This window comes from Deinococcus carri (genome assembly GCF_039545055.1).
Lineage (GTDB): Bacteria > Deinococcota > Deinococci > Deinococcales > Deinococcaceae > Deinococcus > Deinococcus carri.
On record NZ_BAABRP010000020.1, the window covers coordinates 39244 to 58032 of the forward strand.

At 66.5% G+C, this 18789-nt stretch carries 10 protein-coding genes and 1 pseudogene; 4 read left to right on the forward strand and 7 right to left on the reverse strand.

Annotated elements, in window-relative coordinates:
* Positions 1-4: 4 nt before the first annotated feature.
* From ABEA67_RS16865 to ABEA67_RS16875, 3 genes are all read left to right on the forward strand, one after another.
* Positions 5-736 (forward strand): type 1 glutamine amidotransferase domain-containing protein, encoded by a 732-nt coding sequence (locus tag ABEA67_RS16865; protein WP_345467512.1) that lies wholly within the window; start codon positions 5-7, stop codon positions 734-736.
* Positions 737-884: 148 nt separating this feature from the next.
* Positions 885-1706, forward strand: coding sequence for an acetoacetate decarboxylase family protein (locus ABEA67_RS16870; protein WP_345467515.1), 822 nt, complete (start codon positions 885-887; stop codon positions 1704-1706).
* A 120-nt stretch (positions 1707-1826) separates the two neighbouring features.
* Entirely contained in the window at positions 1827-2657 is an 831-nt protein-coding gene (locus ABEA67_RS16875; protein ID WP_345467517.1) for an alpha/beta fold hydrolase, read from the forward strand.
* A 180-nt stretch (positions 2658-2837) separates the two neighbouring features.
* On the opposite strand, the pseudogene ABEA67_RS16880 reads toward ABEA67_RS16875, so the two are convergent.
* Positions 2838-3611 (reverse strand): annotated as a pseudogene (locus tag ABEA67_RS16880) (IS982 family transposase).
* Between the two features lie 375 nt (positions 3612-3986).
* Between ABEA67_RS16880 and ABEA67_RS16885 the strand changes: the two are divergent.
* Entirely contained in the window at positions 3987-4907 is a 921-nt protein-coding gene (locus ABEA67_RS16885) for a DUF5996 family protein (protein ID WP_345467519.1), read from the forward strand.
* Between the two features lie 10 nt (positions 4908-4917).
* Here the strand turns inward: ABEA67_RS16885 and ABEA67_RS16890 are convergent, their stop codons facing one another.
* From ABEA67_RS16890 to ABEA67_RS16915, 6 genes are all read right to left on the reverse strand, one after another.
* Positions 4918-5691, reverse strand: a complete 774-nt coding sequence (locus tag ABEA67_RS16890) for an IS982 family transposase (protein WP_345467521.1) — start codon at positions 5689-5691, stop codon at positions 4918-4920.
* Between the two features lie 377 nt (positions 5692-6068).
* Positions 6069-8651: an EAL domain-containing protein gene (locus tag ABEA67_RS16895; protein WP_345467532.1), complete on the reverse strand. Its 2583-nt coding sequence runs from the start codon at positions 8649-8651 to the stop codon at positions 6069-6071.
* 217 nt (positions 8652-8868) lie between these two features.
* Complete coding sequence (locus ABEA67_RS16900) at positions 8869-11721, reverse strand: SdrD B-like domain-containing protein (RefSeq protein ID WP_345467523.1); 2853 nt, start codon at positions 11719-11721, stop codon at positions 8869-8871.
* Positions 11718-15509, reverse strand: a complete 3792-nt coding sequence (locus tag ABEA67_RS16905) for an SdrD B-like domain-containing protein (protein WP_345467525.1) — start codon at positions 15507-15509, stop codon at positions 11718-11720. The genes ABEA67_RS16900 and ABEA67_RS16905 overlap by 4 nt, the downstream gene beginning before the upstream one ends.
* Positions 15510-15523: 14 nt before the next feature.
* Positions 15524-18232, reverse strand: a complete 2709-nt coding sequence (locus ABEA67_RS16910) for a DUF11 domain-containing protein (protein ID WP_345467527.1) — start codon at positions 18230-18232, stop codon at positions 15524-15526.
* A 12-nt stretch (positions 18233-18244) separates the two neighbouring features.
* On the reverse strand, positions 18245-18580 hold the full coding sequence (locus tag ABEA67_RS16915; RefSeq protein ID WP_345467530.1) for a hypothetical protein: 336 nt from the start codon (positions 18578-18580) through the stop codon (positions 18245-18247).
* Between the last annotated feature and the right edge of the window lie 209 nt (positions 18581-18789).

The window sequence follows — 18789 nt, forward strand, 5'->3', positions numbered from 1 at the left end:
GGGCATGTCGTCCTCCTCTGCTCCCCAGCCAGACGTCCCGAAGCGGGTCCTGTTCGTCGTCACCGCCGCCGACTACTGGACCCTGAAAGACGGCACCCGGCACCCTTCCGGCTACTGGGGCGAAGAACTCGCCATGCCGCACAAGCTCTTCAGCGAAGCGGGCTGGGACATCACCCTTGCCACACCGGGCGGTCAGGCCCCCACGCTCGACCGCCTGAGCATGAACTGGACGGCGGGCACCCTGAACAAGCGCAACGAAATCGCGGATTATCTCCTGTCCATCAAACCGCAACTCGATCATCCCAGCACGCTGGACACGGTGAATCCCGACGACTATGACCTGGTGTTCTACCCCGGCGGTCACGGCCCGATGGAAGACCTCGCTTACGACGAGGTTTCCGGTGCGCTGCTCGCTCATAGGCTGGAATCAGGGAAGCCGCTGGCACTCCTGTGCCACGCGCCTGCCGCTGCCCTGGCAGCAAAGAAGCCCGATGGCTCGTGGCCGTTCAAGGGGTACAAGATGACCGGCCTGTCCAACACCGAGGAGCGCCTGAACACCTTCGGCTGGAAAGCCAAGTGGTACCTGGAAGACCGTCTGCGCAAGGAGGGTGCCGATTACCAGAAAGGTGCGCTGCCACTGCGCCCCTTCGTGGTGGTAGACCGGAACCTCTATACCGGACAGAATCCCGCGTCCTCCGAACAACTCGCCAAACGTCTGATCGCTGATCTCGGCTGAGGCCAGCCCAGGGCAGGCTTGCGAACGCACTGAACCCTTCAACAAGGAGCAAAAGCACATGCCTCCAGCTTCTCCCCCAACCGTTGAAGTCCAGTTGGGACGGCACACGGTCGCCGTTCCCAAAGGCGGGTTGTATGACCGTTACCGGATGAACACCGACCTGGATGAAGTCGCCCGCGATCCCCGCGTCCCGGACGTGTCTTTTTTCCGGCAACTGCCCAAAACGGCCGTTGAGACCCCTATCGGCCCGACCCTCACACCAAACTTCTACTACCGTGTTTCCACGGCAAGGTTGACCATGCTCGCGCCGACGGAAGCGCTCCGGGCCAGATTACCCCGCGTTCTTAGCCCCCTGGAGGTAGTTCCCGGACTGGGACTGGCAGCGGTGATGTTCTACCGCTACGACGTGTGTGATATCGACTTTTACACGGAGGTCGCGGTCGGGATTCCCGTCAAGCCCGCCAGACACGGCCCGCTGGGAGGCATCGACCTGGCCGCCAGTCTCAAAAATGAGCATCTGCACGCCTATGTGCTGTCGCTCCCTGTGAATACCGAGATTGCCAGGATCAGAGGCCATGACGCTTACGGCCTGCCCAAGTGGGTCACGGACATTGACATTCACATCGACCAGCGCCGCACCGCTGCCCAGGTCGCCAATGATGCGGGCGGTCTGGATTTGGCCCTGTCGGTGGTCACGCCGCCCCAAAAGCAGTTTGCCAACGGTCAGCGGGTGTCGAGCCTGACCACCTACACGCACTTTCGCGGCGCGTGGCATGAAGTGATCAACCAGACCAACATTTTGAGCATGGGGAGCCAGTTTTCCCCGCGTGACGCCCATCTGCATCTGGGGCGGGGCCGCCTGTCCGATGACCTTCGTTCCTTAAAGCCACTCAGAACACTGAGCCTGGACGTGTCCACCTCTAGCCAGATTGCCCTGAACATGCCGATCCCCTTCTCCGTATCACGGTGAAGGACGTGAACAAAGTCTTTTCCCTTTGACTTAAAGGAGGTGCTCGCCCACTCAAGTTTTAAACTGCGCTCCACATCACTTCTTGCATCACATTCCCTTAGTTCCCCTGGAGGATTCATCATGCCCACCATCAAAACCCAGCACAACCTCGCCCCTCAAACCGACCTCTACTACGAAACCTACGGCACAGGCCGCCCGGTGGTGCTGTCCCACGGCTGGCCCCTCAGCGGGCGCATGTGGGAAGCCCAGATTTTTGCCCTGACGGACGCGGGGTATCAGGTGATTGCCCATGACCGCCGGGGCTTCGGGCAGTCGGGCAAGACGGCTACGGGCTACGAGTACGACACCTTCGCCAGCGACCTGAACGACCTGATGACCCAGCTTGACCTGCGTGACGTGTCGCTGGTGGGCTTCAGCATGGGTGGCGGCGAAGTGGCCCGCTACGTCGGCCTGTTCGGCACCGAGCGCCTCAAGAACATCGTGCTGCTGGGGGCAGTCACCCCCTACCTGCTGAAAACGGCGGACAACCCCGACGGCGGCCTGACGCAAGCCGAGGTGGACGACATGGCGCAACAGGTGCAAGACGGGCGCATTAAATACCTCACTGACCTGACCACCAAGTTTCTCAACTGGGAGGACAACGCCGATAAGCTGGGCGAGGATTTCCTGGCTTTCTCCAAGGGCCTGGCGTATCAGGCGTCCCCAGTGGCAACGGTGGACTGTGTCCATGCCTTCAGCGAAACAGATTTCCGCGCTGACCTCGCCAAGTTCGATAAGCCCACGCTGGTCATTCACGGCGACAAAGACCAGATCGTGCCGCTGGAAGTCAGTGGTCAGCGAGTGCCGCAGTATGTTCCCCACGCCAAATTGAAAGTGATCAAAGGTGCACCGCACGGCCTCGCGGCCACCCACGCCGAAGAAGTCAACAAGTTGCTCCTGGACTTCATTTGAGATGAAGATGAGGAGTAGAGAATAAGTCCACACCCTGAACGGCTTTCGCCCAATACCCATAATGCAAACAGTTCAGGCTGGATTGAGTCATAAACCTGCCCGAATCGGCGCAAAAATCTGGTGAAGTTCGAGGTCATTTGGCGAAGGCGAATCTGCCTTCGCTTCAACTTATAACGCCGTTTAGGGCTGGGCAAGGTTGTGGGCGAGGACGGCCAAGACGACACGAAGCCGGAGTGAAGGGAGGGTCTTGGTTTGAACGGAGCGAATTTGGGCTTCGACGAGTTGGGCGAAGACCGTTTCAATGCGCTTGCGTAACTTCGGGTGGCGGTCTTCCCGCCACCCGGTGTCGTAGCGGGTGTTCTCCTTGGGTGGAAACACGTAGCCGAGGCAGGCCTACCCCTTGTCCCCAATGCTTGTCGGACCGTCGAACTCCGGCCATCTGCGGTTCAGCTCGTAGCTCACGGTGGTGTCGTGGAAGTTGGCGGGTTTCAGCAGATACTGGAGGATTTCGCCGGTTGGGGTGACCCCGGCATGCAACTTGTACCCGTACACGTCACCCTGAGTGCCGAACCCCCAGCGTGCCCCTGGGAACTTGCACCGCTTGCCACGCTTCGGGCGACAGACGGGAAGCGACATAGAATCAATGATGACCTCCCGACAGGGTTTGGCGGGGCTAACAATGGCTTCGAGGCGTTCAAGGAGACGTACCCCACGCGTGTAGGCTTGGGTGTAGGAGGGAAGACCGGAGCGGTCTTCCCTCAACAGGTTCCACCAGATCGACGGGTAGGGGTGCTTGAACACGAAGCGGGCCAGCAGGAGCGCCACCAGCAGGGCATCCGTCAACTTCTGATGCTTGAAGCGCTTCTGGTCGCTGAAATGCTGCCTGGCCCAGCGGTGAAGCTGACGAATGACCGCGCGACGACCTAAACTATGGTGGAGACGGTATCTGCACATACCATTTCCATTTTTTCTCGTCTACGCGCCGCCCGAACCCCCAAGGTCCAAGCCCTAAACGGCGTGATGGATTTGCTGCTCGCGGGCGGCGAACAGTGGGCTGCCCGTACAGACTGGCACTTGCCCCGTCCGACGCTTAGACTCAGGCCGGGCAGGTGAAAGGTGAGGTCGCTGATATTCACCCAGCGGTGATCACGGCAAAGCTCACGTCTACAGCGTGTTGGAGCGGGTCGCTTCGCAGGTGTAAGGCAGGGACTTTGAAGGAGTCAGTGAGTTGGTTAGCCTGTCCGCAATGCTCGCCAGGTAATGAACAGAGGTTTGTCCCTGCCAGGACGTACTTGGGCTAGAGTTGTCCGCTACCGAAAGGTGTGAGATATGACTACTGAGCAAGCTCCTAGTTGGCCGGAACTCAATTACCAAGAAGACCAGGAAACCATCGAGATCATTCACCTGCTCAGTCAGATGTTGGGCAAAGTGCGTCTGGCACTTTGTCCGAGAATGAATCAGTACTGGCAGGTGGCTTTGAACGTCGGTATGTATGGCCTGACGACTGGCCCTGTTCAGGCGCAGCGTACCCAATTCCAGATCACCCTTGATTTGATGCACAGTCGTTTGGTCATTCAAACTCAGGATGGAAGACAGCGCGATATTGCGTTGCAGCGTCAGAGCATGGCGGATTATTTTGCACAGTTCACTCAGAGCCTGCGTGAGCTGGAACTGCATGTGCACCTCTGGCCGCAGCCCCAGGAAATTGAGAACGCCGTGAGGTTTGATCAGGACCACGTTCAGCGTAATTACGATCCTGACGTGGCCGGGCGGTACTTTCAAGTATTGGGTCTGGTTTCCAAGGTGTTGCAGCGTTACCGGGATGAATTTCAAGGTAAGTCAAGCCCAGTGCTATACTGGTGGGGAGGAGCAGATTTAACGGTCACGCGCTTCTCTGGCCGAACTGCTCCCGCACACCCGCCCAGCCCTCTCCTGGCTTATAAAGTGATTGAGGATGCCTATTCACACGAAGAATGTAGTGCTGGCTTCTGGGCAGGCGGCCCTGATCACAAAGAGGCGGCTTTTTACGCATACCACTATCCTGAACCAAAGGGGTATCCTCAGTGGCCTGTTCAACCGGCCGAGGCGAAGTACGACTCAACGATGGGTGAATTTCTCCTGCCCTATCAGGCGGTGAGGGACTCGGATCAACCTGAAGTTTTACTGATGAGTTTCCTGCACAGCACGTATGAGGCGGCAGCCACCCTCGCGCATTGGAACCAAGCTGAATTTAAGTATGTGCCGACATAAGTAACGCCGTTTAGGGCCTGGCGAGGTTGTGAGCAAGGACGGCCAGGACGACACAGAGCCGCAAGCCGGAGAGCGTCTTGGCCTGAACGGAGCGGACCTGAGCCGCGACCAGTTGAGAGAAGACGGTTTCGATACGTTTGCGGAGTTTGGGGTGGCGGGAGACCCGCCACCCCGTGTCGTATCTGGTGTTTTTCTTGGGCGGCAAGACGAAGCCCAGGGTGGCATAGCCCTTATCCCCAATAATCTTTGGCCCCCCGAACTCCGGCCATCTCCGGTTGAGTTCGTAGCCCATCGTCACGTCGTGGAGGTGAGCGGGTCGAAGCTCGTACTGAACGACTCGTCCCGTTCCTGTGACCCAGGCGTGCAGCTTGTACCCATAGAACCCACCCTGAGTTCCATATCCCCAGCGTGCTCCCGGAAAGGTACAGCGCTTGGTGCGCTTGGGACGACACACGGGGAGCGGCATCGAGTCGATGATGACCTCAGCCAGGTGCTCGGCTGTCGTTGCCAGGGCTTCCAGACGAGCGAGGAGCCGAACACTGCGCATGTAGGCCTGGGTGTACGAGGGAAGACCGGCTCGGTCTTCCCTGAGCAAGCTCCACCAGCTCGAGGCGTACGGCACCTTGAACACAAAGCGACTGAGCAGCAGCGCCACCAGCCCGGCATCCGTGACCTTCTGATGGCCGCAGGTCTTTCGGGTGCTGAAGTGGCGTCGAGTCCAGCGGTAGAAGTGGCGGATGGCGGCACGACGACCTACACTGGGGCGGGAACGATATCTAACCATATCGTTCCCTTTTTATACGCTCAGCACGCCGTTTTTGCCCCTGCCTCAGGCCCTAAACGGCGTTTATAGGGCGGCGCTCCGTTGCGTTGCCGCGCGTCCTGGGCGTCCACTCCACTGCGCGCCGCCCTTTTTGCGCTGCTCGCTTCGCTCGGAAAGGTCGCCAAAAGGCGGCAACCTTTCTGCGCCCCGCCCTAAGGTTTCGGGCAGGCCCAGCATGTGCCCGAATATCCGGCATAGTGACGCCGACTTATGGCCGCGGTCTGCTCACCCCCAGGCCACTCGCGCTCCCGCCTCTTTTGCCGACGTGTGCTTCCCCCATCGCAGGGCCAGTTGCGACTGCGCCTGCTGACAGGCCTCAAAGCAAGCTGTCAGTGACCTCACCGCCTGGAAATTGCATCATCACCATTGACGGCAAACGGCCAGGCGGCCTCCGGAGGCAGCGGGGGAGAGACGAAGGGTCCTGTGGCATAGACGCACCCTATGCCGCGCAGGAGTCCAAGCTGTTCCTGGGTTTCAATCCCGTCCGCCATAAGGTCCAGTTCCAGGTGTCGTGCCAGGGTCAGGGCATGGTTCAGGATGTCGAGGTCTTGCGGTAGCCGGGTAACGGTCCGGGCACCCACGAAAAGGCGAGGAGTGACAGAGGGCTGGGTTGGGTTTACCCGGGAAGCCGAGAGGGAGGTGGGCAGCAGGGTCTGCCAACTGTGGTGGTAAAGCTGCCCCAGCTCCCACAGGGTGGACGTCAACTGTTCTTCAGCGTCGAGGTCGGCCCCATCTTCGAGCACCCCGTAAAGGCCCAGGGGTGAAGTGTCGGTCATGGGCGTCCAGGTGATATCCAGGCCGATGGTGAAGTCCCGGTCAGGGTCGAGGGTCCGCCATTGTCTCTGCTGCCCAATCACTTGCTGGACGGTCCATTTCCCCAGTGCCTCGTAAAGCTCACGATCTTGCAGTCCGGCCAGGAAGGTTTCCGGCCAGAGCAGGCCCTGCTGGGGATGTTGCCAGCCCAGCAGGACGCGGAAGCCGGAGACACGCCCCTGCCGCAGGTGCAGCTCCGGTTGGTAATACAACCTCAACTGTCCTGTATGCAGCGCCGAGCGCAGGGCCAATTCCGAGTTGACGCGCCTCCCGAGTTCCTCCCGGACATTTGCCCGGAAGGGTTGCACCTCGGTTTGTTGCAGCCTCGCCGCGTACAGGGCGGCCGCTGCATCCCGGAGCACGGCTTCCGGGTCCTGATAGGACAGGAGGTCGGTCACCACCCCGATATGCAGGTCAACGGTGAACTCGTGTCCATCAAGCAGAAAAGGGGCCTTCAACCGCTCCCGCAACCGGGTGGTAATAGCGTCGACAGACGCCTCAGGCCCGGGACGCTCGAGCAGGACTGCGAACTGTTCGCCCTCAAAACGGGCCACGACGTCGCTTCCCCGAACGGCCTGGACGAGGCGCGCCGCGCCTTCCAGCACCAGCCGGTGGGCCTGAACCGAACCCCGGAGGCCCTTCAGCCCCTCCATGCCGCCTATGGCGCACAGCAGTACGGCATACCGACATGTCGGGGCCGTGTGCTGACGTTGCAGGGCCTGTTCGACCAAGCCCAGAAAGTTGTGGCGGTTGGGCAAGGTGGTCAGCGGGTCGTGCTGCGTGAGATGCTGGAGCTGACCACTCAGGTGGGAACGTTCTGTGACGTCCCGCATGAACGCGACCGCGCCCAGCGCCACCGGGGGCTGTGCTGTCTGGAGCGGGTAAGCATCGACCAGAACGTGCCGCCGCGCTCTTTCTGAAGGAGCCAGGATGATCTCGACGCCGCGCACCTCTTCTCCTGCCAGTGCCCGCAGGAGCGGCAGCTGACCCGCATCAAGCCAGGGTTCTCCCTGTGTGGTCTGGAGAGCGAAGTGCCGCGGCCACTCCTCGGGAGGAACAGCGGATACGTCCTGTCCCAGCATCTCACGCGCCGCCTGGTTAAAGAGCACCAGCTGTCCCCGCGAGTCGCACACCAGCAGCCCTTCCTGGGCATGGCGCAGCATGGTTTCCAGCACGGCCTCCTGGTGCAGGATGTCTTTGCCCGCCCTGGCCCTCTCGGAGAGCTGAAACAGCAACTGCTGGCCGGTCAGGGAGTGAACCCGCAGAAACATCGTGCGTTCCCCGGCAGGCGTTTTGACGGCCAGCTCCTCATCCGTGGGCCTTCCGCGGGCCGCCTGAACCGCAGCTACCCGCACGCGGCGGCGGGCCACGGGGTCCTGCTGCCAGAGACCCAGCGCCCAGAGGGGTTCCCCGAGCGTGCTCTGCATGTCCTGCTCCAGCAGGGCCGTGGCCGCATCGTTCACGAGCAGGACTATCCCCTGGTTGGACGTCACAATCATGGCGGGGTCCGCCCGCGCAAAAGCTTCTTGGTAGAGGTCTGGGGGCAGACCTGAAACGGGACTCCCTGCACGCCAGATCAAGCACAGGACCCAGCGGCGGGAGGTCTGCGGAACCAGCCAGGGGCGCAACTCGCCACCCAGGTGCTCGGGTGCCCGGCCAGGAACCTGAACAGTCTGCGGCGGCACAAGGCGCACGTGGCCGGCCAGGGCTTCCGGCAGTACGGCCAGCAGGGCCGTCCAGTCCGGCAACACGTCCGCCAGCTGACCGGGGGACGCCTCCGGTGAGGAGCCGAGCAGGTGGTGCCACGCGCTATTGGCGGCCACCAGCTGTTGCCGTTCGTCGAGCAGTGCGGCGGCCTCGGGGAGGTGTTCGATCAGCTGGCCCGCCGTGGGGGCGGCCTGCGCCCCGAACTGGGTCAGCAGCCAGGCCAGTGTCTCCAGCGTCCCGGCAGAAACGTCCACGCCCGGCGCTGTCCAGAGCATCCCCACGGTGCCCGCGGTGCGGTCGGCCGCCAGCAGGGGCAGGAGCTGGCCCTCTGGGGGCAGCAGGCTCTCCAGCAGGGACCAGTCCCCTGCCGTGCGGGTCGTGGCCGACACGGAGAGCTTCACCAAGCTGCTCTCGTGCGGGAAGAGCACAAAAGCATCTGGCAGAGCGGAACCCGACAGCGTGGCCTGAAGCAGGCTACAGAAGGCCGGAAGAGGAAGGGGCAGGGGGTGCATGTTGAATCCATCCCACTGTAGTTGCCGCAGGGAGGCCGCGTGGACGCATATGCGGCAGGTGCCGGGGACCATGAAAATCCCCGGCACCCGCCCTAAAGGGTCCCCTTTAAGGCACGGTCACCTGGAAACAGACGCTGCCGCCCGCGCCTGGGTTCAGCGCGGCCAGCCGCACCACCACCTGCTGCCCCGTGACGTCGCCGTCATCGTCGCCGGTCTGGTCCGTCAGGGCGACGCCATCGCGGGCCAGGGTGCCGGGGACGTACTGGAGCGGGAGAGTCAGGTGGTCGGCCAGGACGAGCTGAGTCAGGGGGTCCACTCCGAGGTTGCGGTAGTCCAGGCAGTACTCCAGCCGCTCACCGGGAAAAGCATCGGAGCTGAGGCCCGAGCCTGCGCCGTGCCGCGTCAAGTTGCGGACGCGCTTGGTCAGGGTGGCCGCCTGCTGGTCCGTCACCGCCGTCGTGTCGGTGACGCCGCGAGGGTCCTGCACCGGGCGGCCTTCCCAGGTCAGGGTCGCCGTGACAGTTGCGGTATCTACTGTGCCGGTGGGCTGTCCGGCCGGGACCCGGACCTCAACTTCCAGAGCGCAGGCCCGCAGGCGGCCGTCCGGCTCGCGCGGCCAGTTGCCGTCCACGGTGAAGGAGGTGAGGCCCGCCCGTTCACTGTCCTCCACGGTCCCGTCGCAATCGAGGTCACGGGCGAAGGTATAGCCGTACCCCACCGTGCCGCTGGCCGCGAGGGTCACGGTGCCCAGGGTGCCGGGCCGGTAGAGGTGGGCATAGCGCACACGCCCCGGCGTTCCGGTTGCGCCCGGGGCGGCGGAGGTCAGGGAGGACGCCTCCACCACCCCGAAGTCGCGCGTCAGGTCGCGGCCTGAGGTCACGTCGAGCGGGAGCGGGTTGACGTTGCTCCCCGCGAAGTCCGCCGCAAGGGTAGCCGTCGTCCCGTTAGAGAACCCGGCCACGGGGCGGTCAGCGACGGTGAGGGCCGCAGACGGACCCCAGGCCGCGGGCCAGTACAGGGTGTAGCGGCCGTCTGTGCCGGTCGTGGCCGCACGCGACTGGCCCGCACCCGTCAGGCTGACGGTCACGCCAGGGGCGGGCGGCTCCTGGCCGTTCCGGCGCGCATCGTTCGGAACCCCTGCACCCAGTCCGTGGTCAGCGAACAGCAGACCGCGAACGCGGGCACCCTCGAAGAGACCGAAGTCCTGACTCGCAACCGGGGCCGCGTCGACGGTGACGGAGCGCATGCCGGATTCGGGCGTCACCAGGATCCAACCGGCGGGAGCGCGGGGCGTGGTGTCCAGAGCCGCCGCCGTCACGAGGACGCTGAAGGTGCCGCGCGGAACTTCCGCAAAGGTGTAAGCGCCGCTTCCGGCGGTCACGAGGACAGACTGCACGGTCCGTCCCCCCTGCACCAGGTTGACGTAGACGTTCGGGGTGCCGCTCCAACTTTCGCCCGCATCACGGGTGCCGTCCGGTTGCAGGTCGCGGTACACCGTGCCGCTCACCGGGCAGACGCGCGTGATGCCCGCCACACTGAAGACCGCCTGACCTATCTGAATGCCCAGCAGGTTCAGCAGCGGGTCGACCAGGCCACCCAGAACCGTACCCAGCACGGGCGTGAGGAGACCCGTCAACTGGCCCGTTAGCGGAGTCACCAGCCCGGTCAGGAGGGCGTCGGTGATGGTGCCGATGGGCAGCGGCAGGGGCAGGGTGCCGAGCAGCCTGACGTTCACCCCGCTGTTGACCAGGCTGACCTCCAGGTTGTTCAGGAGCGAGGTGACCAGGGCACTGGCCGACACTGAGCCGGAGGAAAAGGTGCGCGTCTGTGGAAAGGGCACCGTGTAGGTCTGGGTGAGAAGTTCGGGACGGCCGCTCGCCGTGCCGCGCAGTTGCACCCCCAGGTCCAGGGTGATGTCGGCAATCGGCAGGAGGGCGCTGACCCGCAGCGTGGCGGCGGTGGCGGGCGTCACGTCGGCGGAGGTCAGGAGGCGGGTGCGGTTGAAGAAGATGGGGTCCGGAATCTGGCCCAGGAAGAGGTTCACCAGCCCCGGCCGCGCCTGCAGGGTGACCGCGCTCGCCAGCAGGTCGAGGCCGCTGATGGTGCCCTCTGCCTGGGCGACCTCGACGTAGACGCTGACGCGCAGGGCGTCGAGCTGCTCGACCCGGACGTTGGTGGCATTCAGGGTCAGCCCGGCGAGGATGTTCGAGACGGCGGTCGTGAGGGCCGCCGTGTTCAGGCCGCTCGCCAGCGTCAGGTCGAGCTTGAGGCGGATGGCCGCCGTGTGGAAAGAGGAACCGACCCGGCCACACACGTACACCGGGGGTTCGACGACCTGAGCGTACACTCGCAGCGCGGCCACACCTGTCAGCCCCAGGGCGGCGGTGTTGACCTGTACGGGCGCGGGCGTGGTGGCGACGTTGCGGTGGTTGTAGAGCTGCACGGCACTCGTGATGAGATCGAGCACATCCAGCCCCACGTCGGTGAGTGCCCCCTGGGGAAACTGCACCGAGAGCAGGTCGGCGAGGCGGATGCTCCCGCCGAGGCCGCCCAGCGGCACCCGCAGCGTGTTCAGGGCGTTGACGAGGGCCGTGTTGCCGTCCGCCTGCGCCACATCGGCCAGGGCCACCAGCAACTGACCCAGGGTGATGTTCGTGCCCAGCACCTCGTCGGTGCTCGAGAGGTTGAGGTTGGCGCGCAGACGCTCCAGCAGGAGGGTCAGCCTCACGTCGCCTCCGGCCAGGGCGTTCCAGTCGAGCACGCTGAGCTGGACACCCGTGCCGGGCAGCAGGGCCTGCAACAGGGTGTTGAGCAGTGCACTCTGCCGGGAGTCCACACTCACCAACCGGGGTCCGGCAGCCACACACGCGCCGCTGCTGCACGCCTGCGCCTGTGCCTGGTTCATGCCCAGGATTCCCAGCCCCAGCAAACACAGGACGAAAAGAAGAATCCGTTTCAAGGGGTGCCTCCGCCGAAGTCGAGTCGAACGTGGAAGCCTGGCCTGGCCCCCTCGGTTAACCCGGAAAAGCCGCTCCAGGTGTAGCCGGCCACCAGCCAGACGGGGTCGGCCAGGCGATACCGGGCGTCCAGCCCCGCCGCCGCCGACCAGGTGTTGGCCGCAGGCTGCCACAGCAGGTAGCCGCTGGCGGTAACGCCGAAGGTTTTGGTCAGCAGGACGGTGGCCCCCAGGCCGAGTTGCACGCTGCTCGCCGCCGCATCGCCCAGCGGCAGGCGGTAGGCCAGACTGGGTTGCAGGTCGAGGGCGGGGCGCACCCGCAGGTTGGCCTGCACCTCGCCCTCCAGCACCCGCGTGGTGCCGCCCTGCACGCGGTGGTAGGTCAGCAGGGCGAAGGTGTCGCGCCGCAGGGCGTAGCTCACGGTGAAGCGGCCCTGGGGGGTGGGCAGCAGTTGTGCGCTCGCGTCCACAGAGAGGGTCTGCCCCTCCCCGAGCTGCCCCGCCGCCCCGCCCCGCAGCGTCAGGCGGCCCGCGCTCCCCGTGAAGCCGTACTCGCCGCCCAAGGTGGCGAAAAAGGTGGGCGTCTGGTAGCGCACGCCGGTCGTCAGGGTTCCGCCCAGCGTCCCGCTCCCCATGTCCCGCTCCAGCCCCGCGCCGACATTGGCGCTCCAACGCTCACTCAGGGTGAGCGGCACGTCCAGGCCGAAGCGCGCCCGGCTGGCCTCCCCGGATACGCCGGGCAACTGGTAGGTCACGTTGAAGTTGGAGGTGCCGACACGCTGGCGCAGACCAAGTTCGCCCGTCGCGCCCACGCCCCATTGCTGCCGCACCTGCGCTTCCGCCGTGAGACTGCTGGAAAGCTGGTAGGCCGCCACCACCCGCGTTTCCGCCGCGCGCCCGCCCAGCGGCTGCGCGTGCGTGACCTCCACCCGCCCTGGCCCCGCCTCATAGCGGGCCAGGCCCAGGGCACCGAAAGTCCCCGAGGACCAGTCGTAGTCGAAGCCCAGGCCCAGCGAGACCGGGCCGAAGCGCTGCTCCAGGGCCGCCTCGGTGCGGGCACCCGTGCTCTCGAAGCGCTGGCGCAGCGTGGCCTGGCGCACGCCGAAGCGGTAGGTCGCGCTCGCGGTGCCCAGGGTGCCCTCGGAGGGGGTCGAGCTGACGTTGGCCACGACACTGAAAGGCCCCTGCTGGCCGCGCAGGTCCACGGTCAGGCGGCCTTCCGGGTTCAGCGGGTCCTGCCGGTACCCGGCCTTCACGCTGAATTGCGGCGTGTCGTAGGCCGCCCCCACGCTGTAGGACCACCGCTGGAGGTGCGCGGCCCCGAACTCCACGGTCCAGGGACCGCGGCTGTACTGCGCCCCCACCCCCGCCGCGAGGACGTTGCGCCGGGCGGTGGCCGGAACATAGGTGACGATGAGGCGCACCGGCAGGAAGTCGGCGTCGTAGGGTCCCAGCGGCGCGGCCAGGACCAGGGTGCCCGCCGAGTCCAGCACGTACTCCTGTCCGGGCACCAGGACCCGGTCCCGCCCGCCGGAACGGACGACCACCCGCTCGCTGCCGGTGCGCGGGCCGAAGTTCAGGTGATAGAGGCTGCCGCCGGGGGTGAACTCCTCGACCTGGCTGTCCCCCGCGACCAGTCCGGCGAAGGCCTGCACCCGCAGGGGACCGCGCCGCTCGACGCGCAGGGCAGTGCCCACGGGCAGAGTCTCCAGACCGGGCACCCCGAGCGGGGCGGCGTAGTACCCCACGGTGAGGTCGGGGCGGTCGTAGCGCACCGCGAAGGCGTCGTCCGAACGCAGGGGGGTCTGGGCCTCGGTACTGCTGCCGGTGACGGGAAAACGCTGGAAGTCCTCCACGCCCGGCAGGCCGCCGGTGTCGACGGCGGCGCGCAGTTGCCCGCCTGCCAGCGGCGTCTCCAGGTAGCCGCGCGCGGAGCCGGTCACACCGAACTGCCCACCGGCCACCTGCACCCCGACACTGCCCTGACCCAGAGCCAGGGTCGAGCCGCCCGAGGGCGCGTAGAGCCGGGTCTCGGCGGTGAGGCTGCCCAGCGCCGCCCGCAGCGTGAATTCCCGCCCCGCGGCGAGGGGAGCCAGGGTCACGCGGGCCACGCCGCCGCGCAGCGCCACCTGATAGCCGCTTTCCAGCGGGGCGGCGTCAGGCGTGGTGGGTTCGAGGTCGGTGGAGACGGTCACGAAACCGTTGCCGCCCTCCGTGCCGCGGGCGTCCAGGGCGGCGATGTCCACCACCAGGGAGGAGTGCCCGTCCGCGACGAGCGAGACCGGGCGGAAGACCAGGCGGCGGGCCGTTCCCGCCACCGTGACCTCCAGGCGCTCGGTCTGGTCCCCGAAGCGGGCCTCCAGGGTGTTGACGCCTTCCTCCAGCGGTACGCCCACGAAGCCGAGGCGCACGCTGCCGGGCGTCTGCCCCGGCCCGCGCTCGCCCAGCAGGTCCTCGGGGACCTCTCGACCATTCACGCGCAGGCTGACCGGTTCGGAGGCAGGACCTTCCAGAGTGATGCCGGTGCGGTTGCCGTCGCGCACCACCGCTCCGCGCAGGGGCGAACGGATGAGGCCCTGCGGCGGGGGCAGGGTGGGTGCCGCGGGGGTGGCCCTCGCCACCGTCGCCGTCACCGGGGCCAGGGCGAAGTCCGCCCGCGCCAGGCCCGCCACGTCCACCGCACGCCGCAGGGCACCGTCGGCAGGCGAGGCAGGCAGGGTGGCGGGGTCAAGCCCGACCAGCCACGAGCCGGGGTCCAGGTTGCGGAAGGTGTACTGGCCCCGCGCGTCCGTGAGGGTCTGGGTGCCGTTTGCCAGCAGCACGCGCGCGCCCCGGACGGGCACGTCAGCGGCGTCGGAACGGCCATTGCCGTTCTGGTCCACGAAGACCTGACCGATCAGGGTGCCGCGCTGGTCGAAGACCCCGGCCCGCAGCGCAACGGTGGCCGCGGCCCGCTCGCTGCGGACCAGCCGGCCGGCGATCATGCCCTGGGCCACGGCGACGGAGGTCACCTGCGGCCCACGGTGCCGCAGAACCTGAACGTGGTAGGTGACCACCTGACTGACCCCCGGCGGCAGCGTCAAGGTCCAGAGGAGGGTGTTCCCCCGCACCTCGGGCGCTCCGTCACCCGCCCGGGGAAGGTAGGTGGCGTCGTCCGGCAGCACCGCCTCAATGGTGGCGGGTAGGGGCACGTCGACGGGATTACGGAGGGTGAGCGTGAAGGGAATCGGCTGGCCCACCTCGGCCTCGCGCATGGCCGAAGAGTGGTTCAGCAGCAGGGGCGTTGCCCCCGCGCGGGGGCGAATCTCGACCGGGGTGCCGTCGGCGCGGCGACTGCCGCAGGCCGCGCTCAGCTGGACACGCACAGTCCCGGTCTGCCGCGTCCCGGCCGAGACGGCCAGCAACAGGGGCCGTTCCTCACCCGCCCCCAGCGTGAGCCGGGTCAAAGCCTCGCCGTCGGGCCTGCCGTCCCGGTCGGCGTCGAGAAAGACGGCCAGGCGGGGGGTCCAGGCGGCCTGCGGGAGCACGTCCGCACTGAGCGTGATTTCGCCGCCCGCCCCGCCCTGCCGCAGGGTGTGGGGCACGAAGACCGTGCCGGGGGTGTCGAGGAGCAGCCCCTCCGTCCCTGCCGCGCCGTCCACGCTCAGCGACGGCGTGCAGGTCGGGGCACGTTGCAACTCCACCGTGTTGGAGGGGAGGCTTCCCCCGTTCAGGTGCAGGGAGGCCGTGTTCGTCACCTGCTGGGCGGCGACGCTGCCGAGGAGACAGAGGGTCAGGGAGAGCGTCCTCATCACTTCTCCGGCGCTTACTGAACGCGGACGATGAGGCGGACCGAGAAGCTCTGCCCCGCGGTGAAGGTGTCGCTGGCGTTCACGGTACCGTCGCCATTGCTGTCGACCCCCACCCACAGCAGTCCTGCCGGCAGGCCAGCCGGCGCGGAGGCCGTCCAGGTCTTGCCGCTGTCCACGCTGTACAGCAGGTTCAGCCCGCTGCCCGCCGCACCCGCGCTCACGAAACTGGTGTGGGTGGGGACGGTGTCGGAGACGTACACGAAGTTCTGGGCAACGTCCCCATCGTTGGTGGCGGTGATGGTGTAGAGCACCACGTCGCCGGGGGACACCTGAGCGCCGTTTGCCAGCGGGGACGTCGTCGCGCAAGCGGCGTCGGCACACAGGGCGGCACTCTTGGTGATGCCGGCACGGCTGCGCAGCGCGGTGGTGGTGTCGGTGACGGTGGCGCTGCCGGTGCTGCTCGGCGTGGTGTTCGTGGTGACGTCCACGCGGATGACGGCGGCTTCCTGGTCCCCGGCGGTCGGCTGGTAGCCCTGCGGCACCGTGACGCGCACATAGAGCGGCGTGCTGGCCCCGGCGGCGAGGGTGAGGCCCGTCAGGCTGGGGGCATAGGTGGTGCCGTCGGTCGAGAACTCGTAGGTCCAGCCCCTGGCCGAGGTGAAGGCGGGCACCGTCACGGTGACGGGGCTGTTGCTGGTGTTGGTCAGGGTGTGCGCATAGACCACGTTGCCGCCCGGAAGGGTGCTCTGGGCACCGTTCGGCCCGAAGCTGACGCTGGCGACCCCGTTCACCTGCACCGCGTTCGTCAACGTACTCACGCGGCTCGGGGTGGTGGTGCCGGTCGCCGTGAACGTCACGGGTTCCTGGCCTGCCGGGCGGCCCACGGGCAGCGTAACCTCCGCGACGAGGCAGAGGGTTTCCCCCGCCGGAATGCTGGGGGTGGTCGTGACCGGCGAGCCGTCGGGAACGCCGTCGCAGTTGGTGTCCAGGTAAAAGGTGGGGGCCGGGTAGCCGGCGGGCACGGTGCCGGTCAGGGTGTAGCTTTCCGGGACAGGTGCGCCGTTCTGGAGTTCCAGCGGGAAGCGGGCGGACGTGCCGGGGGCCGCGGCCACGGTCACAGGTGCCGTGTTCGGTGGCGTGGCCTGGTTTCCGTCGCTGTTGCCCAGGACGGTGGGACTGGCGGCCGTGACCTGGGCCACACGGTTCACGGTCACGTCGGGGGTGCCGCCCGTGGGGGTGGCCGAGACGCGCACCTCCTGGTTGGTGGCGCTGGCGGCCCCGAAGGGCACGTCACACTCGGTCGCCACGTCGGCGGTGGCCCCCGGAGCGAGCGTGACCGGGTTGGTGGAGGGACCCACCGCGCCGGTCCCGTCCACGTTCAGCACGCGGCAGGTCCATCCGGCGGGCGCGGAGTCCACCGCGAGGTTGAAGGTGTTCGTCGTGTTGCCGGTATTGAGCAGCGTCTGCTTGAAGCTGGCAGTGGTGCCCGCCGCGACGCTGCCCAGCAGCGTCTGCAAGTCGCCGGAGCGGTCGATCTGGTGGCCGCCGAAGGTATAGGTGCCCGTTCCGTTGCCCCTGGGGGCCTCGAAGGGGCCGAACGCTGCCCCGGTGGCCGTGGCCGTGGTGTTGGTGACGCGGGCAGTGGCGACTTCCCCCGGGTCCGCGCCATCCCCGTCCCCGTTGCCGTCGAAGGTCACGGTGGCCTGGTTACTCAGGTCCGTGCCGCCCGGGGAATTCACCGGAACCGCCGCGTCGAAGGTCAGGGTGAGCGTGGCTCCGGACGGGAAGAACGCCCCGCTCCCCGTGAGCAGCATCCCGACGGCGTTCACGGCCCCCGTCTGAGTGGGGAGCGTGGCCGTCCAGGTCTGCCCGCCGTCCGTGGAATAGACCAGCGTGGTCGTTCCGGCCGAACTGCCGCTGGTCGGAGCCACGCTGACCAGACTCATCCCGCCGGGCAGGACGTCACGGACGAAGATGCCGTCCCGCGGCGTGCCGTCCACGGTCACGACGCCGGTCACGTTCCCTGCGGGGGCGGGCGACGTGTTGCTGCCCTGCGCGGAGTAACGGATGATGCTGCCCGGCTGCACGCTGCCCTGCGGCGTGTTGCTCAGGCTGATGCTGAGCTGCGCGTCCCGGCTGACCGTCACCTGGGCGAAGTTGTTCTCGTCGATCACGGCGGGGTTCCCCGTGGAGACGGCCCGCAGCGCGAACTTGCCCACGGCCCCCGGTTGCGCGGTGGCGGGCGTGCGGACGGCGACCAGCACGGTCGTCATGGCGTCGGCATTCAGCGTGACCTGTGTGAGCGGCGTGGCGTCGTCGGGTACACCGTTGTTGTCACGGTCCGCGTAGACCACGGCAGTCGTGAAGTCGAAGTCGTCCCCGGTCTGGGCCTGAACGACGCTGAGGTTCAGCGTATCTGGCCCGTTGCTGTCGTTGCGCACCATGTAGGGCACCAGCCGCTGCTGGTCGGCCGGAACACCGAACTGCCGGGCGGCCGGGATGGCGTCTGCGGTGGCGTCCGGCGAGACGGTCACGGCATAGACCTGACGAACCAGCAGCTCGACCGGGTTCGAGCTGATCTGCCGGGAGTCGCCCAGTGAGGTGCGGAAGTTCAGGGTGGCGGTGTTGGTCACTGTGGTGTTGGCGGGTGTCCCGACCGCGAGGGCACCGGTGGTCAGGGCCAGAAACCCGGCGCACAGCAGATGGTGATGACGGACAGGCATAGCGCAGCCTCCTCAGCGCACCCGGGTGCGCAGGGTCACTTCGGCCTTGCTGCGAGCATCCAGCGTAGGAATGCTCCAGCGTACATGGGTGTACTCGTCGGGACGGACCTCGACTTCCTTCTCAAGGCGGCGTCCCCCCTCGGTGGTCACCACCCGCTTTTTCAGGGGCGCGAACCCGAAGTTGCGCCCCCCGTCAAAGCTGAACCTCGGCAGGATGCGCGTCTTCCCCAGGGTGAGTGGGGCCGCACTGCCCTCGACATAACGGGTGGAACTGGGAATAGGAACGGTCACGTCAAGGTCATGCAGGGGCGTCGGACCACCGTTGATGGCGGTGGCTTTCCACAGCACGACGTCCCCGGGAAGGGCCGCTTTCTCAGAAAGAAGGACCTCCCGCTTGCTCTGAGGGTCCTGCTGCACCACGAAAGAGGTCAACTCAAGACCCGTTGCGCAGTAGAGGTAGGAGCAGGTAGGTTCAGGGGTGTTACGGCTGGAGAAGCTGAAGTCCCGAGCGCGTTCCTTTGAGCGGCTGGTGGGGCTAACGCCGATGGAGTTTGACC

Bases quoted from the DNA above. Each gene is read 5' to 3' on its own strand.
- ABEA67_RS16865 (WP_345467512.1), top strand. From the start codon at position 5: ATGTCGTCCTCCTCTGCTCCCCAGCCAGACGTCCCGAAGCGGGTCCTG.
- ABEA67_RS16870 (WP_345467515.1), top strand. From the start codon at position 885: ATGAACACCGACCTGGATGAAGTCGCCCGCGATCCCCGCGTCCCGGAC.
- ABEA67_RS16875 (WP_345467517.1), top strand. From the start codon at position 1,827: ATGCCCACCATCAAAACCCAGCACAACCTCGCCCCTCAAACCGACCTC.
- ABEA67_RS16885 (WP_345467519.1), top strand. From the start codon at position 3,987: ATGACTACTGAGCAAGCTCCTAGTTGGCCGGAACTCAATTACCAAGAA.
- ABEA67_RS16890 (WP_345467521.1), bottom strand. From the start codon at position 5,691: ATGGTTAGATATCGTTCCCGCCCCAGTGTAGGTCGTCGTGCCGCCATC.
- ABEA67_RS16905 (WP_345467525.1), bottom strand. From the start codon at position 15,509: ATGAGGACGCTCTCCCTGACCCTCTGTCTCCTCGGCAGCGTCGCCGCC.
- ABEA67_RS16910 (WP_345467527.1), bottom strand. From the start codon at position 18,232: ATGCCTGTCCGTCATCACCATCTGCTGTGCGCCGGGTTTCTGGCCCTG.